Annotated in this window: 13 protein-coding genes; 8 read left to right on the top strand and 5 right to left on the bottom strand. The window is 48.9% G+C overall.

The window, feature by feature from the left end; translation table 11 throughout:
* Window positions 1–218: 218 nt before the first annotated feature.
* Both ACG1BZ_RS05885 and ACG1BZ_RS05880 read left to right on the top strand, forming a co-directional pair.
* Complete coding sequence (locus ACG1BZ_RS05885; protein ID WP_413664795.1) at window positions 219–2093, top strand: DUF885 domain-containing protein; 1875 nt, start codon at window positions 219–221, stop codon at window positions 2091–2093.
* A gap of 428 nt (window positions 2094–2521) precedes the next feature.
* Window positions 2522–4408 carry a DUF885 domain-containing protein gene (locus ACG1BZ_RS05880; protein WP_413664794.1) on the top strand — a complete coding sequence of 629 codons (1887 nt, stop codon included), beginning with the start codon at window positions 2522–2524 and terminating at the stop codon, window positions 4406–4408.
* Window positions 4409–4632: 224 nt separating this feature from the next.
* Here the strand turns inward: ACG1BZ_RS05880 and ACG1BZ_RS05875 are convergent, their stop codons facing one another.
* From ACG1BZ_RS05875 to ACG1BZ_RS05855, 5 genes are all read right to left on the bottom strand, one after another.
* Window positions 4633–5028 carry a cupin domain-containing protein gene (locus ACG1BZ_RS05875; RefSeq protein ID WP_282931686.1) on the bottom strand — a complete coding sequence of 132 codons (396 nt, stop codon included), beginning with the start codon at window positions 5026–5028 and terminating at the stop codon, window positions 4633–4635.
* A 272-nt stretch (window positions 5029–5300) separates the two neighbouring features.
* Window positions 5301–7118 (bottom strand): DUF885 domain-containing protein, encoded by a 1818-nt coding sequence (locus ACG1BZ_RS05870; protein WP_413664793.1) that lies wholly within the window; start codon window positions 7116–7118, stop codon window positions 5301–5303.
* 127 nt (window positions 7119–7245) lie between these two features.
* Complete coding sequence (locus tag ACG1BZ_RS05865; protein ID WP_413664792.1) at window positions 7246–8178, bottom strand: universal stress protein; 933 nt, start codon at window positions 8176–8178, stop codon at window positions 7246–7248.
* A gap of 274 nt (window positions 8179–8452) precedes the next feature.
* Window positions 8453–9166: a DnaA regulatory inactivator Hda gene (gene hda, locus ACG1BZ_RS05860; protein WP_282931683.1), complete on the bottom strand. Its 714-nt coding sequence runs from the start codon at window positions 9164–9166 to the stop codon at window positions 8453–8455.
* A gap of 1 nt (window position 9167) precedes the next feature.
* The gene (locus ACG1BZ_RS05855) at window positions 9168–10265 is read right to left on the bottom strand and encodes a DUF2066 domain-containing protein (RefSeq protein WP_282931682.1); all 1098 of its coding nucleotides are present in this window, start codon (window positions 10263–10265) and stop codon (window positions 9168–9170) included.
* Window positions 10266–10542: 277 nt separating this feature from the next.
* Between ACG1BZ_RS05855 and purM the strand changes: the two genes are divergently transcribed.
* The 6 genes from purM to ACG1BZ_RS05825 all read left to right on the top strand — a co-directional run bounded on the left by purM (window position 10543) and on the right by ACG1BZ_RS05825 (window position 17301).
* A complete protein-coding gene (gene purM / locus ACG1BZ_RS05850) occupies window positions 10543–11604 on the top strand; it encodes a phosphoribosylformylglycinamidine cyclo-ligase (protein ID WP_282931681.1) in 1062 nt (353 codons plus the stop codon).
* Window positions 11604–12248 (top strand): phosphoribosylglycinamide formyltransferase, encoded by a 645-nt coding sequence (gene purN, locus ACG1BZ_RS05845; protein WP_413664791.1) that lies wholly within the window; start codon window positions 11604–11606, stop codon window positions 12246–12248. Before purM ends, purN begins: the two co-directional genes overlap by 1 nt.
* Before the next feature lie 101 nt (window positions 12249–12349).
* On the top strand, window positions 12350–13054 hold the full coding sequence (locus tag ACG1BZ_RS05840; RefSeq protein WP_413664790.1) for a DUF3108 domain-containing protein: 705 nt from the start codon (window positions 12350–12352) through the stop codon (window positions 13052–13054).
* Window positions 13055–13298: 244 nt separating this feature from the next.
* Window positions 13299–14702 carry an outer membrane protein transport protein gene (locus ACG1BZ_RS05835; protein WP_413664789.1) on the top strand — a complete coding sequence of 468 codons (1404 nt, stop codon included), beginning with the start codon at window positions 13299–13301 and terminating at the stop codon, window positions 14700–14702.
* 506 nt (window positions 14703–15208) lie between these two features.
* Window positions 15209–15982: a type IV pili methyl-accepting chemotaxis transducer N-terminal domain-containing protein gene (locus ACG1BZ_RS05830; protein WP_413664788.1), complete on the top strand. Its 774-nt coding sequence runs from the start codon at window positions 15209–15211 to the stop codon at window positions 15980–15982.
* 2 nt (window positions 15983–15984) lie between these two features.
* Entirely contained in the window at window positions 15985–17301 is a 1317-nt protein-coding gene (locus ACG1BZ_RS05825) for a DUF1116 domain-containing protein (RefSeq protein ID WP_413664787.1), read from the top strand.
* The last annotated feature ends 73 nt before the right edge of the window (window positions 17302–17374 follow it).

Below are 17374 nucleotides of genomic sequence, written 5' to 3'. Positions count from 1 at the left end.
AAAAGCGGGCCATGTGCCCGCTTTTTTATTTCCTGAATACCCTCCCCTCAATCAAATTCTCCCCACTACTGGCCAAATGCTGCTCCAGTCAGCACAATACCTGCTGATCTGCACTACACATCCCGCATAAAGTGTGGGGGATTTAGGCAGGCAACCTAAAGAATGCCACTGGAGTGGCACAAATTAGCAACGAAGAACCGAACACTGGGAATATGCTCATGAAGTTGAAACCAACCCTGATCGCAGCCGCCATAAGCGCGCTGGTAATCAGCGGCTGTGACCGCGCCCCGAACACAGCCGAGCAGAGTGCAACCGCCACAGCCACGGAGAGCACAGCGACTCAAGAAGTCGCAGGAAAAGTGGACCCAGCCGCAGTCAAACGCGTAAACCAGATGTTCGAGGACTTCTTCCAAGAGCACCTCGCCCGTAGTCCTGAGACCAAAACTTTCCTGGGTAAAAAAGAAGACTACGATAAGTGGGATAACCTCTCCCCAGAATTTGCCAAGGAAACCCTGGAGCTCGACAAGCGTCAGCTGGCGGAACTGAATAAAATTGATCCTTCCACCTTGGATGACGCTACCCGCCTGAGCCTGCGCCTGGCAAAACGCAACTGGCAACAGGATATTGATGGCTACAAGTGGCGTAACCACGGCTACCCTGTTAACCAGATGTATGCCACCCATACCAGCGCCGCCACACTGTTGATCAGCCAGCACCGTATTGATGATGTCAGCGATGCAGAGGCCTATATCGCCCGCTTGAATGGCATGCCCAAGTATTTCTCCCAGCTGGAAGAACAACTGAAAGCCAATGCTGCAGCCGGCACCATCGTACCCAAATTTGTATTCCCTTACGTTATTAGCGATTCCCGCAACCTGATCACCGGTGCACCTTTTAACGGTGAGAAAGACAGCCCGCTGTTTGCAGACTTTAAGGAAAAAGTAGAAAAGCTGGAAATCAGTGAAGATCAAAAGAAATCTCTGATCGATAAAGCCAGCCAGGCCCTGACTGAAAGCGCCGGCCCCGCTTACGAAAAGTTGATCAGCTACCTGCAAGAACTTGAGAAAAAAGCCAACACTGACGACGGTGCCTGGAAACTGGCAGACGGTGAAGACTTCTATAAATTCCGCCTCGGTGTTTACACCACTACGGATATGACTGCCGATGAGATCCACCAAACCGGTCTTAAGGAAGTTGCCCGTATTCACGACGAAATGCGCGAGATTATGCGCAAGGTGAAGTTCGAAGGTAACTTGCAGGAATTCTTCGAATTCATGCGTACCGACAAGCAGTTCTATTACCCCACCACTGAGGAAGGTAAAGCGGAGTACCTGGAAAAGGCCACCGCAATTATCGACACCATGAAGGGCCGCCTGGATGAACTGTTTATCACCAAGCCCAAAGCCGATCTCGATGTAAGAGCCGTAGAGGCCTTCCGCGAAAAATCTGCAGGTAAGGCCTTCTACCAGCGCCCGGCCCCCGATGGTTCGCGCCCAGGTATCTACTACGCCAACCTGTACAATATGAACGATATGCCGTCTTACCAGATGGAAGCATTGGCCTACCACGAAGGTATCCCCGGCCACCATATGCAGCTTTCGATCGCTCAGGAATTACAGGATATTCCCAAGTTCCGTAAATACGGTGGTTACACTGCTTATACCGAAGGCTGGGGCCTCTACTCCGAACTGGTGCCCAAAGAATTGGGCTTCTATGAAGACCCCTACTCTGACTTTGGACGCCTGGCTATGGAACTGTGGCGCGCTGGCCGATTGGTGGTAGACACCGGCCTTCACGCCAAGAAATGGACCCGCGAGCAAGCGATCGACTACCTCGTAGAGAACACCCCGAACCCGAAAGGCGACGTGGTTAAAGCGATCGAGCGCTATATTGTGATGCCTGGCCAAGCGACCGCATACAAAATTGGTATGCTGAAAATTGTCGAGCTGCGTGAAAAAGCCAAAACAGAACTGAGTGATCAGTTTGATGTTCGCGGCTTCCACGACACTATCCTGGCCAGTGGCCCAGTCCCCTTGGATGTACTGGAAGAACTGGTTAATGAGTGGGTTGCAAAAGTAAAAACCCAACAATAAATAATAGAAGCGACAGATAAGTACCTGATAACTACTTGTCTGTCTTTTTCTTATCGTCAGTAGAGCATTGCAGAAGTAAAAATTCTGTATAGTTTTTACAATACGGCATTTATTGTTTTACAGGGAAGTCCGGAATGACACTCCGGACTTCTTATTAAGCAATCACCAGCTCCCAGCATGAATGGCACTGTGGTCTTATTTCAACCCCCCCTATTTTCAGCTCACCTTAGCCGCCACTGTCGTATAAAAGCACCAAAATAAAACATACCCAGTATTCCCCATACCAAAAAAGTGCACCGCTCTTATTTTCTGCTGAATTTATATCCACAAAACCAAATAATGGGATGCTTTTACATAAAAAAGTCCATTAACTGCAAAAATAATGATAAAAAAGTAAGAGCTACTCTTTGAACGCAAGGATTGTACTCATGAAGTTAAAAGTAACTCTGATTGCAGCGGCAGTAAGCTCACTCATCCTCACGGGCTGCAACGATAGTACCAACAATGCAGATGCACATAAGATTGCCCCCTTAGAGGAAAGTGCACTTAATCAGTCACCTCCCCCGAAAGTCAGCAAAGAAATGAGTGAGGCCAGCAAGAAGGTCAATTTGCTATTCGATAAGTTCTTCCAGGAGCATCTAGACCGCAGCCCTGAATTCAAAACATTCTTGGGTCTGAAAGAGGAGTACAGCAAATGGAATGATCTAACTCCTGAGTTTGCGCAAGAAACCCATGAAATTAATAAACGTCAATTATCCGAGCTGAATAAAATTGATCCCGCTATACTAGATCGACCTACCCAACTTAATCTTCGACTGGCAAAACGCAATTTGCAACAAGAAATCGAAGCCTATAAGTGGCGAAATCATAATTATCCAGTCAACCAAATGTTCGCCACCCATACCGGCGCCGCTTCAACACTTATCAGCCAGCACCGTATCGATAACATCAGGGATGCCGAAGCTTATATTTCCCGCTTAAATAGAATTCCCCAGTATTTCGCACAGCTGCAAGACCAACTGGAAGAAAACGCCAAAGCTGGCACCACTATCCCAAAATTCGTTTTCCCCTATGTTATTGGAGATGCACAAAACCTAATTACTGGTGCTCCTTTTGACAGAAAAAAGGACAGCCCTCTATTTGCTGACTTTAAGGGAAAAGTAGAAAGTCTCGATATCAGTAAAGAGCAGAAAAAGTCCTTAATAGATAAAGCTAAAACAGCACTAAAAGACAACACTGGCCCCGCCTATAAAACCCTAATCGACTACCTGCAAGAGCTTGAGATACGCGCAACTACTGATGATGGCGCCTGGAAACTGGCAGATGGCAGTGACTTTTATAATTTTCGCCTCGGCTTTTACACATCTACCGATATGACAGCCGAAGAAATTCATAGGATTGGCCTTGAAGAAGTGACTCGCATCCATGATGAGATGCGTGAAATTATGCGTAAAGTAAAATTCGAAGGTAAGTTGAAAAACTTCTTCGAATTCATGCGCACCGACCAGCAATTTTATTACCCGACCACTGAACAGGGGAAAGCTGCATATCTTGAGAAGGCTACTACCATTATCGATACCATGAAGGGTAGGCTGGACGAGTTATTTATCACCAAACCTAGAGCGGACCTCGATGTGAGAGCGGTAGAACCATTCCGGGAGAAATCTGCCGGTAAAGCTTTTTACCTGCAACCTGCTGCCGACGGATCACGCCCAGGCATCTACTATGCCAACCTCTACAACATGGACGATATGCCCAGTTACCAGATGGAAGCACTGGCATACCACGAGGGTATCCCCGGCCACCATATGCAGCTCTCTATCACCCAGGAATTACAGGATATCCCTAAATTCCGCAAATATGGTCACTATACCGCCTATACCGAGGGTTGGGGCCTTTACTCTGAAATGGTGCCAAAAGAGATGGGACTCTACCAAGACCCCTACTCAGATTTTGGGCGCCTCGCCATGGAGTTGTGGCGAGCAGGACGCCTTGTAGTCGATACCGGAATTCACACTAAGAAGTGGACCCGAGAACAAGCCATACAATACCTGATGGAAAACACCCCTAATCCTGAGGGGGATGTGATTAAAGCAGTCGAGCGCTATATCGTATTACCCGGCCAGGCAACAGCCTACAAAATTGGCATGCTCAAAATTTTACAGCTCCGCGAGAAAGCCAAAAAAGAACTGGGAGAAAAGTTTGATATTCGCCAATTCCACAATGCAGTTCTGGCCAACGGCCCAGTACCACTGGATGCCCTGGAGGAAATTATTGACGAGTGGATAGCAAACACCAGAACTCCAAAAGTATAACTAAAAGGTTAAAACAGAATTAAAAAAGGCCACTATCTGTGGCCTTTTTTGTTTGAGCTATTAGTGAACACCTAACAATTCGAGAGCCAAATATACACGAGGACAAGCGATATACTTGGTTTACCTGCATTTTTAGAACCCTATAGCTCAAGGTTGAAAGCCCCAGCTAACAGCACGCACTCTTGTACTGCAAACCGCTGCAGCATGTAGAATGATCCTATTTCTTAAGTATCGCATGGCTTAGTGATACTGTGCTCAGTTGGCTGCGGGGTGATAGTCATAACTTTTACTTCGCTAGGTGTTTCAAATCGGTGCCAGATACCTTTTGGTATTACCAATATTTGCCCGGCTGATAATTCGTTCCGCTTCTCATCACCGTTAACGAGAAGAATTAGAGCTGTTTCCCCACCTATAACTTGAACAAACTCATCTCCATTGGTGTGTCTTTCCCACTCGCTATTCCCTGAATAGTGGGCTACGTATATTCCACCATCCCTATACTCGGACAATAAGGCAAATGCATCTTTAGCTTCCTCATCCGTTGTTTCGGGAGTTCTTCCTTTTAGAAATTTAACTCTAGAAAACCCATCATCTATCGTAATAGCTTTTGACTTCGGCACTTACCAACCCCTTACAAGTACTACTCTTACTACTGGGGTGGAAGCAAAGAATACACCGCACTCGAGACACGCTGTGAATACATCCCTGTAAGCTCCTAATCGGCATCCATGCCTCATAGGGTCCCAAGCGCGGTGTATTCTTCCCTTCTCCCTTTTTAGTTACTAAAACCACATAATCCGAGCACCTTCACCCTTTCTAGCGGTAAAGATGCTCAACTTTTTAAGTTACTCTTTTGACGATCCTATAGCCGAATACTCTGCAAAAGTGAATCCTAACTCTTGTTGGTTGCTATCCACTGATCTACCTGCTGCTCCAACACTGCCAATGGCAAAGCGCCATTGGTGAGAACTACATTGTGGAACTGGCGGATATCAAACTGGCTACCAAGCGCTTCTTTAGCGCGTTCACGCAACTCAAGAATCTTTAGCATACCGGTTTTGTAGGCCAGTGCCTGACCGGGCCAAACCATATATCGCTCGATTTCGGTGGTGACTTCGGACTCAGTCATACCGGTCTTTTCCAGCATATAATCAATCGCTTGCTCGCGACTCCAGCGCTTATAGTGCATTCCAGTATCCACGACCAACCGCACAGCCCGGAACATTTCCGCCTGCAACCGACCCAAATCATCATAGGGGTTTTCCTGGAAACCGGCTTCTTTAGCAAGCTTCTCGGAGTACAGTGCCCACCCTTCCGAGTAAGCATTAAACAACCCCATTTTACGGAAAGTCGGCACACCTTTTAGTTCTTGCGCTATTGCCAACTGGAAGTGATGCCCAGGCACCGCTTCATGGTAAGCCAAGGTACGCATTCCAAACTTTTTGGTTTCATGAACATCCCGCAAGTTTGCATAAAATACGCCGGGGCGAGACCCGTCCATTGCTGGAGGGTTGTAGTAGGCTCCCGCCGAACCTTGCTCTTTAAACTCTGGGACTCGGCGCACCTCAACACCCATTTTGGGTTTTAAATCAAAATAGTCACCCAGGCCTGCATCAATTTCATCAATCATTACCTGGTAATCGGCAATAATTTTCTCCCGACCTAAATCTGAATCCTCATAAAGAAACTGCGGATCATTATTCAGTGCAGAGAAACGTTCGCTAATAGTGCCACTGGTTCTACCAACGGATGAAAAAATTTCATTCATTTCCGTTTCAATTCTTGCAACCTCTTCCAATCCAATACGATGGAGTTCCTCCGGTGCAATATCTGTACTGGTAAAGTTGCGTACCTGATAGGCATAGTAGGCATCCCCATCCGGCAATGCCCAAACACCATTGTTCTCTCCAACTTTTAACCGGAGAGTACTGAAATAATCGATTAGCCCTTGATACGCGGCGTAAACTTCTGTACCAATCAGCAACTCAGCTTGGCTGAGAATACCTTCCCGCTCCTGTTTATCCAGCTTTTCAATTTTGTTAAGTCGCTCCAGTAATGAGGTATAAAGTATATTTTCTTTTACCGGCGCGGCGATAAAACCCTGCATTTCCTCTAAAACACTATCGACAACAAAGCGCGGGGGCAGGATATCTTTCTCTTCCCTTATCTTCAGACCATCCAGCAATTGATCAAACTTACGTCCGACCTCTCCCAGACGAGACAAGTAATAATCAGCTTCTTTTACATTGTTGATCTGATGTACTTCAGCGAGAAACTCCGGCAACCTATTCTGCTCACCCGACATTTGGTTAAGCGGGTAATCATGGTGCCTCCAGCGTTCAACTTCAGCCTTTATACTGAGAAGATGCTCTAACACATCATAGGAAATGGCCTGCTGCCCTTCCAAACTTTCGCGATCATAGCTGCGCAATACCGCCAGCTCGCTCTTCATCATTTCAATAACACGCAACTGCTCTTCTTCAGACAAATCATCGAGATGCGCATTGTGTCCATCAATTCCAAATTGTTCCAAAATTCTAATTTGTGAAAGAATTTCCGGACTGCTACTGCCGATTTTTATAAAGACACGTTCAAAAAATACATCTATAGACCAAGGCTTGAAATAAACTGCATTAATAGCAAAAGCAGAAACTGCCAAAACCCCCACAAAAAATAAGCCGCCAAACCATTTGGCAATAGTCTTAATCATTATATTTCTCCCGAATTCTTAGCTGTAATTTTGTCCCGGTATCAGGATCACCTCAACTCCCGCAGCAGAGAATTCCGATAGAGCGATCAGCGCAGGGGCCAAGCTGAATTAGACCCATAATTCACAACTATTTTATCGGCGATACAAAGTCACTGGGCTTCAGAGCCAGCAGGGAGCAACTGACCTTCTGCAATATATTCTCTGCAGTATTCCCCATAATGAAACCGGGAATACCCGCCCGTCCAACAGTGCCCATAACCAGCAAATCGAGACCTTCTTCATCAATCAGCAATGGAATAAAGTTATCTGGATGGGCAACCACATGGTGAATACGTATTTCCCCCTCAATTCCGGATGCACGTATCAATACATCGAGCTTTGATCGGTGTTGGGCCCGCGCTGATTCAGTGGCCTCATCCAACTCTTCCTCAGAAGCGCTCAAGGGAAAATGGCGCCGCAAGTATTCATCGATATCGAAGTCCCAACAGGAAATAACGTTCAACACCCCACTGCAACTGTCAGCGAGTACTCGCGACCAACGCAGCAACCGGATCGCCAAGTCATAAGTGCTGCCATCCTCGCATTCAGGGTCGAGAGCTACAGCCACCTGAATCTTGTTGCGATGTTCCTTGATTGGGCGGCACAGCCATACCGGGCAGGGACACTTTCGCAGCAGATCCATATCCATTGCCTTGAAGCCCTTAAGCTGGCTGCGACCCTCAACATTCTTGATCACCAGGTCATAGCCCTCAGCCAATACCCGGCGGATCACCCGCTCGGCAGGTCGGGCACCACAATCTGACTCAATCTCCAAATTGGTCCTTTCCGCCGATAACTCCATATGTACGCGGGCCGACTCAATTTCACTCCTGACCCTATCAAGCATTGTCCTCACACAGAGCCGACTAAACTCCTCAAACCCCTCCGGCACCTTCGGACAGACCAGTAAAACCTTAATCTCCGCCTGATGATTGCGCGCCACTGCAAAAGCCTGCATGAGTCCGCTGCTTTCATCCTCAGCAGCATGGCTGACATACAGGATTTTATGAATGTTTGGCATAACGCTGCCCTCAACCAGAGATATTTGGGAGCAAACAGGGGCAAGACTCACCATAAACCCACTCGCTGCCTCAAATTGGTATCGTGAGTAGAGCAGATTTCACACGGAAATACACAGGTGAAGGAGATGGCGCAGGAGCAGATAGGGAAGGTGAAGTGAGTAAACACAAACCATATTAGACGGAAAAAGCGTCAAGTGTCGCTATAACACGAGACAGAGGAGCCCAAATGAGCTCAGGAGGCTAAAGCAGGTCGGCCAGAGTCCAATGCTGGGGTCAGATATCCAAAACCTGCTTAACAAAAGGAATGGTGATTTTACGCTTAGCCATAAGTGAAGCCCGGTCCAGCTCCTCCAGACACAGAAAGAGTGCTCGAGTATCCCTCGGGGCGCGGTGCAATATGTACTGGGCCACATCTTCCGGCAGGTCAAAACCGCGCAGACGGCTGCGACGGCGCAGGGCGGCAACTTTATCGCTGTCATTCAGGGTTTTGAGCTGGAACACCAGGGACCAGTGTAGGCGTGACTGCAAATCAGCCAGGGCAATATCCATACCGCGGGGTGACTTGCGAGCCCCCATTAATAACTGCCTGCCGCCATCCTTAACTCGGTTATAGAGGTGGAAAATAGCAGTCTGCCACTCGGGCTGCCCCTCCAACAAATGAACGTCATCTATACAGACAAGGTCCAGGCGTTCGAGTCCGTCGAGAATAACAGCCGGGTCCATGTTCATTAGGTCTGCGAGAGGGAGATAATGGAAAGAGCGACCATTGGCCTCTGCGCACTGACAAGCAGACTGAAGCAAGTGGCTAATACCACTACCCGCCTCACCCCAAATGTAAATTACAGACTCGGGATTCTCGCCACTGGCAAAAGACTGCAGCAGGGCAACTACCTGTCGATTTGGATCTGAATCCGACAGGTAAAAGTTATCAAAAGTGGCGTCATCCCGCAGGGATACCCCCAGCGGCAATTGTTGCGGAATACTCATCTCAATCCCAGTGATAGCGCAACGGATTCTCAGCGCTGCCCAAGGGTGAACGGTATCCATTCAGGTTAATGGCGTCTCCGTCCGCTTGTGCTCGCAATTTATGGTTTAGAGCCAGGGTATCACGCAAATTGCTCAACCCTGCCGAAGTGACCAGTGCCAGGCGCATTCGGTCCCCTTCAACAGAGAGCAGGTTAGCACTGCTGACCTGTGCCAACCCCTGTAGATAACCAGATGCCTTGGCATAATCAGCAAAACTGTCGATACCAGACAACTCAACAATCACCGCACCCAACTGATTGTCCTGCCCATTCGGGGACACCGCATAGCGCTGCGCAAGAATATTGGCCAGCTGGTTAACGCCGCGCAGAGCGACCTCTTCCAGCGAACCTCCGGCGGTATCGAAGGCATAGCTGCGACCGCCGTGAATTAGCAACCAATCTGCCTGCCAGCGATGGCCTGAAGCTTGAAGCACCCGACCCATCAAAGTGGCATCGGGACTATAGCGAAAACCCGCTTTCTCAGCTGCCTGCTCATCCTGGGCCCAGAGAGCTCCCAGGGGCATATTGCGCTGGTCATTGAGATCCATTACAGGGAAATCCAGGGGGACACCGCGCTCGATAGCCATTGCCTCGAGTACAGAAAATAGCTCCGGGGTCGCCTCTTCACTCAAAGCACTGCGGCCCTCTTGCAAGGTATCTACTGCAAGCCACACCAAAGTGCCGGGGCGATTGTTAGGCCACATGGGCAAGTTCATTTGATTAACTTGCCGGGAGATCGCTTGGGGATCAAAGGAAAGGTGCAAGTAGAGCTGATTGTCCTCACGGGTATAGCGATACCCTTGAACAAACTGCTGTGCATTTTTTAATATCGGCTGCACATTTGGGTTACTACCGACAGCGGCATCTCCCGTAACACGTACGAACACCCGTTCCAGGCCGCGACTTCCGGCTGCTGCACGATCCGTGGCTCCGCGACTCGACACAGCCTCGACAACTTCGTACAAATCCGAGATGACTCGAGCTTGGACCGGTAGGGCTAGAACACTGATGATCAGAGCCAGCAACTGCAACACCAATCCCTGCCGGAGCAGCTTGTGCATAGGACTTCTCTCCAAACCTCTTATTTTCCGCCCCTGAGCTTGCAGAAATTATTATCGATGTGCAAGACGCCAGATTTTAGGGCGGACTAAAAATTGCGGCTATTGTATCAGCGTCAGACGTTTCTCTCAGCCCCGAGTTCTCACTATCGGAGTGATTTCACAGTTCAAATGGTGAGAAAATGCCGAAATCCCCCTTCGAGATGCCGTCTGGGCGTGGCTCCCGAGGCAAGACCCAGATAGAATACGCGCCCTTCGAATACCCACCGCAGGAAGAATCATGAGCGATTCCAAGCCGCAATCTACGCAAACATCCCTCTCTTATAAAGATGCCGGTGTCGATATCGACGCAGGTAATGCACTGGTAGAGCGCATCAAAAATGTCGCCAAACGCACATCCCGCCCCGAGGTAATGGGCGGACTGGGCGGATTCGGCGCCCTGTGTGAACTTCCAAGCGGCTATAAAGAGCCGGTTTTGGTTTCCGGCACCGACGGTGTAGGTACCAAGTTACGCCTGGCAATGGACTTGGGCATTCACGACAGCATCGGTATCGATCTTGTCGCCATGTGTGTGAATGACCTGATCGTAGCAGGAGCTGAACCCCTCTTCTTCCTCGACTATTACGCAACCGGCAAACTCAATGTCGATATTGCTGCAGAAGTAGTTACCGGCATTGGCAAAGGCTGTGAGCTGTCAGGCTGCGCACTGGTCGGCGGCGAGACCGCCGAAATGCCCGGCATGTACGAAGGCGACGATTATGACCTGGCAGGCTTCTGCACCGGTGTCGTAGAAAAATCTGAAATCATCGACGGCAGCAAAGTTAAAGCTGGCGACGTATTGATCGGCTTGGCCTCCAGTGGCCCCCACTCCAATGGCTACTCCCTGATCCGCAAGGTTCTCGAAGTCAGCGGTGCCGATCTCCAGCAGGACATCGGCGGTGAAACCCTGGCCAAGGCGCTGATGGCCCCGACCCGTATCTACGTTAAAAACCTGCTGCAATTAATGAAGACCTTCCAGGTGAATGCGCTAAGCCATATCACTGGCGGCGGCTTACTGGAAAACCTGCCCCGCGTACTGCCCGAAGGCTGCAGCGCGCGTATTGATGTCACCAGCTGGGAAATGCCTCCTGTATTTAATTGGCTGCGAGATGCAGGCAATATCGATAGCCGCGAAATGTACCGCACGTTTAACTGCGGTGTTGGCATGGTTATTTGCGTGCCTGCAGAGCAATCCGAGTCGGCACTATCCGCTCTCAAGCAAATGGGCGAAGACGCCTTTGTCGTTGGCACTATCGAAGATGCCAAAGAAGGGGCGGAAGCAGTAGAGCTGGCGGGGCTGTAATGTCTTGTAGAGTTGCCGTATTAATCTCCGGTAGTGGCAGCAACCTGCAGGCTCTGCTGGATGCCGCCGCACAAGAGGACGCGCCTTTTTCCGTGACTGCAGTTGTCAGCAATAAGGCAGATGCCTATGGTCTGACTCGCGCAGAACAGGCAGGCGTTCCCACCTCTGTGGTGAATCACCGGGATTTCTCCAGCAGAGAAACCTTCGATCACGCCTTGATCGAAGAGATCGACAAGTGCAAACCAGATTTGGTTGTACTGGCTGGGTTTATGCGTATTTTGACGCCCGACTTTGTGCGCCACTACAACGGCCGCCTGATCAACATTCACCCCTCCTTACTGCCGAAGTACCAGGGCCTGCATACCCATAAGCGGGCACTGGAAGCCGGAGACAAAGAACACGGCGTAACCGTGCATTTTGTCACCGAGGAACTCGACGGCGGGCCACCTATCGTCCAGGCCATTGTTCCTATTAAGGAGGGAGACACTCCTGAGCTACTGGCAAAGCGAGTGCAGGTTCAAGAGCACATCATTTACCCCATGGCGGTTACCTGGTTTGCCCAGCAGCGCCTGCAAATGGCGGATGATCGAGTTCAGCTGGATGGCGAATTACTACCTCACCACGGGGTTCAGGTTTCCGCATAAAACCAGCCCTTGATAGCTGGCGGGGTAAAAGTCCTTCAATGTACTTTGCGCGCCTCGCCAGCTAGTATTCAAAAGGGTTCAGTTTTTTGTGGGATATCACAGTGCGCCTTTTTGCTACCTCTCTGTTTCTTTTTTTAATTACCGGCCAGGCAATTGCTGCTGAGCTGGAACCTTTCAAAGCCACCTACGCCGCCCGATTTAATGGGATCAGCATTACCGCTACTCGGGAATTGTCCGGACAGGACGGCAACTGGCGCCTGGACTTCGATAGCAGCGCCCTTTTTGCCAGCATTAAAGAGTACTCTCGCTTTACCAGCCAGGATGGCCATATCACCCCCCAACATTACGAATATCGCCGCAAAGGCCTTGGTCGAAATCGCGCCACGGTACTTAATTTCGAACCGTCAAAAGGTATGATCTTTAACGTCCATAATCCGGAGCGGGATCTCAAAGACGCCCCACCCAATACTCTTGACAAGGTGAGCTATCAAATCCAACTGGCACTCGATGTCGCCGCAGGAAAAACAGACCTTCAATACAAAGTTGCCGACGGCAAAAAAATTCGCGATTACAAATTCAGTCAAGTTGGCACTGAAACCCTAAAAACACCTCTGGGTTCGGTGGAGACAATTAAAGTCGCTCGAGTGAGAGATAAAGACTCTGGAAGAGAGACAACTGTCTGGATCGCACCGCAATGGAACTACGCTTTGGTGAAACTTATCCAAAGAGAAGAAAATGGCAAAAGATATCAAATCAACCTGACAAATTTATCCATCAACGGCGAAAAAGTCGCTGCCAGCCAATAAATGGCCACATTTTCGACTGATGAAAAAAAATCCGTCGACTTGGATAGATTTTTGTCCCCATTGTCTTTATAAAGTCACTCCTCTCCCTCACTAGGGCAATGACGTATTGCTAGACTTTTTAGTAAGGGATTTGCTACGGAAGTGGAAGGTACTTATATAAGTCTAAAGGCCTTCCTGCCATGGCAGAGTTTATTCCAACCTGTTTATGGCTTTCAGTAATCAGCAGACTTAGAGATGGGTTCTCATGAATAAAAAATACCTGCGACACGCAGTTCTGGCCGCAGCTATCAGCTCCGTTTCCCAAGGCGCTATGGCTGCAGGTTTCTACTTGCAGGAAACCAGTGCAACAGGCCTTGGCCGCGCATTTGCTGCCGAAAACACTATCGGCGACAACGCTGCAATTCTGGCGCGCAACCCAGCCGGTTCAGCTCTATTCAATACTTACACCATTTCTCTTGGTGCGACTTACGTTGATCCCGAAATCGATGTTGATGGTGATGTCACCTACTACGTCGGCAGTGAGGAAACTGGCTACCTGGGATTCGAAACTCCCGCGAGTGCCAAAGACTACGCCACCAGCGCAGTAATCCCCAACGGCTACCTGGCCGCCCCCATCAATGATGAGTGGTCCTGGGGCCTGGCCATGTACACCGACTTTGGCCTGGAAACTGATTTCCCGGATAACTTCCCCGCAACTACGATCGCTAACAAAACCTCTCTGCTGACTGTAAACATCCAGCCATCTGTTGCTTACGATTTTAACGATCAATTCAGCATTGGCCTGGCAGCGAATATTTTCTACGTTGATGCAGAACTGAACACCACCTTCCCCGATGACTTCCTGATCGGTGACGTTGTAGCACCCGCCTTTGGATTTAACCCCTCCGGCGCCACCGTGTTGGACGTAAAAGGGGATGCCTGGGACCTGAGCTGGACCATCGGCGGCCTGTGGCGCATCAGCGACAACACTCGCGCAGGTATTTCTTACCACGCTAAGTACGACCCCAAAATTAAGGGTGAAGTAAGCTCCGACATCGCTCCGAGCCCGCTGGATTCATTTGACGATACTTCCGGCAACCTGACCCTGAACCTGCCTGACACCCTGGAGCTAGGCTTCTACCACCGCTTCAACAATAATTGGGGTGTGGCAGTAGGCTACATGTGGACCAACTGGGACCGTTTCGAGCGCCTCGAAGCCTTTATCCCCTCCGCTGGTGAAGACTACAACCCGCTTCTGCTGAAAGAAGAAAACTTCCAGAGCGGTTCTCGTTTCAGTATCGGTGGTGAATACTACCGCAATGACGAGTGGACCTTCCGCTTTGGTTACGCTTACGATCAAGGCGCTGCCCGCGACGGCTTGAACCGCCATGAAACCGAAGAACTCTCAGAACTGGTAGGCGAAGACCTTCCGATTACCTGGCGTACCCTGTCTATTCCCGACACTGATCGCCAGTGGCTGACTGTTGGCGGCACCTACTCACTAACTGACAAACTCACTGTTGATGGCGCTTTCGCCTACATCTGGGGTGATGACGAAGTTATCCAGGAAGCTAACAACATTAACGACTCCCTGATTACCTACTTCGATGGTGGCACCACCAAAACCGAAGCTTACCTGTTCAGCTTGGCTCTGAATTACCAGTTCTAAGTCACCTTAGATCTGATAGGAAAAAGGCTCTACCCCTGGTAGGGCCTTTTTTATTCCCAGCTATTGTCCTCCTCACCTAAGCCTCCATTAACCCCACAACAATCCACTCCCCAGAAAACTCCCCCTCACCCCCAATCCAAATACCACCAAAGCGTTAACACCGAAAAAAAGGGTTAGATATCTCCATCCTTAAATTTGATATAAGGAACGTCAAATCCTAAAACCAGATGAGTTTGCAAAATCATATATCTTAACAACGCATTTAAATTATTTATTTTTGCTCATTTAATGGAATCTGGAGCTTATTTGTTTAACTTATCAATATTGTTCAAAATCGCCTTATTCAGAAAGCAGGCCCCATAAGCTCACACCACTATTACTCAAGGATCTCTGAATAACCCCGTAATACCTCTGCGACCTCTCATTAACTGAGAGGGATCACGCATGCATTGCAAACATCAAACCCACTTAAATTGTGAAGTAAGTCAAACTACAAGAGTAAAATCATGAAGTTGTCAGCAGTATTTATCTTGTTAATTTTAAGCCTGGATGTCGCAGCCTTCTCTATGGGAGATGCCATCAATACGGCTGGTCGACAAAGAATGCTATCCCAACGCATCACCCAGACTTACATCTTGCGCGGCATTCAACCGGATGCAGAGCGCCACGAAAAAGTATTTACCCGATCAATTCATGAATTTAAAAAGAATCACGAGAAACTAAATAATTTTCATGGCGCAGAAAAGATCAGGGATCAACTTGTTAAAGTTGAAAGAGAATGGAAAGCGTTTGAGTCTGTCGCCTTACAACCCGTCAATAAACAAAGCGCCAGCGAATTATTTCAGCGCAGCAACTCCCTTCTTTCTGCTGCCCACACCTATGTAGTCCAACTCCAACAAGTCGCCAATCACAACAGCGCCGAACTCATTAATATCGCCGGCCGCCAGCGTATGCTCTCCCAGAGAATCGCCAAGAACTACGCTGCTAAACTTTGGGAAGTATCCTTGGATGATGCCGAAACCGGGTTGCAGGAAGATCTCTCCGAGTACTCCAACCGACTGAACCAACTATTGGAGAGCCCCCTCAATACACCAGAGATCAATGACAACCTGCGCAAGGCAAAAGATCACCTGAGTTATGCTAGCCGGGGGTTTGAGGGAGATATGAAAATATCTGAAAAGCGCCAGATTCAGGTAATCACCGGCACCACTGATCTGATGCTACGCAATATGAACATCGTTACTGAACAATATGCTGAGTTGTTAAATTCAGGGGAGTAGGAATGAGAACAGACATTGAATTCAGGCCCAGCACCGAAGAAATCCTCCATAAACTGGCAACCCCTGAGTTCCAAGCTCTCAATCAGCAAGCGAATGACGAATCCATTAAGCGCATGAAGCAGGCTGTCCCGATCTTGATCGGGATAGGTAAAGCTAGCGACAACATCCCCGGAATGCGGAAAAATTTAATTTTGCATGCCGGCCCTCCGATAACCTGGCAGCGGGCATCAGGCCCGTTAAAGGGCGCAATAATTGCCGGTCTAATTTATGAGGGGTTCGCTAAAGATAAAGCGGAAGCTGAACAGGTTATGGAGGAAGGCCAAGTTGATCTTGAGCCCTGCCATAACCACAGTGCCGTCGGGCCAATGGCAGGTATTATTACCTATTCAATGTCTGTGTATATTGTCGAAGATAAGCTATCTGGTAATCGCGCTTACTCCAATCTCAGTGATGATCGTGCCGATTACCGCGGCAGCTCTATCCGCTTTGGTGTCTACGATAAATCAGCAATCAATTACCTTCGCTGGATAGAGGACGAAATTGCTCCCGTATTAAATCAAGCAATTCTAGATGAAGGCGGGATTGATTTTATACCGATCATTGGCCGCAGCCTCCTTATGGGGGACGACTGCCATGTCATGACTAATGCCGCAACACTGATTTTCTCCAGAATTTTAATGCCGGGAGTTATTCGGGCTAGTAAAAAGCGAAAAGATATTGAAAAGATTGCGAACCAAATTTACAAGGATGAGACATTCCCGTTGAACCCAATCATGGCCACCTGCAAACTTGTTTCCGATGCAGGCAGCGGTATTCCTCACAGCAGTATTATCACAACCATGGCTCGCAATGGGACGGAATTTGGTATTCAAGTTTCAGGGCTGGACAAGGCCTGGTTTACCGGTTTGGCTGGGGTTGGCCATGGATTATTAATGCCGGGCATCACTCCTGCAGATGTCAATCGAGATATGGGAGACAGCGCCATCACAGAGACTATGGGTTTTGGCGGCACCCACAAAATATTCTCAGGAACATACCAAGATAACATCGACAACATACTGAAAATGTACGATATCTGTCACTCGGAAAGTGACTTTGTCGTTACTCCGGGCATCGAGGGGAGAGGCGCCCCTCTTGGATTCGACCTACTTAAAATTATCAGGACCGGTACAACACCAACAATTAATTCTGGCTTGGCCCACAAAAGCATGAACCGTTATCAAGTCGGCACTGGGTCTCTCCACCCCCCGCTGGAAGCATTTTTAAATGCTGCTGCCAGCTTTCTAAATTCTGAGGAAGAACAACCCCCTGTCCACTAATAACTGAGCCTCACAACTAATTCCCAAGATTCATATTTCACGTGCGCATAAAACAGAAAAAGGGGCAAAGCCC

It is taken from the genome of Microbulbifer sp. CNSA002, from assembly GCF_047324085.1.
In the GTDB taxonomy this organism is placed as follows: domain Bacteria; phylum Pseudomonadota; class Gammaproteobacteria; order Pseudomonadales; family Cellvibrionaceae; genus Microbulbifer.
Note: the sequence above shows the minus strand (reverse complement) of the source record. Positions and strands in the feature narration are given on the sequence as shown.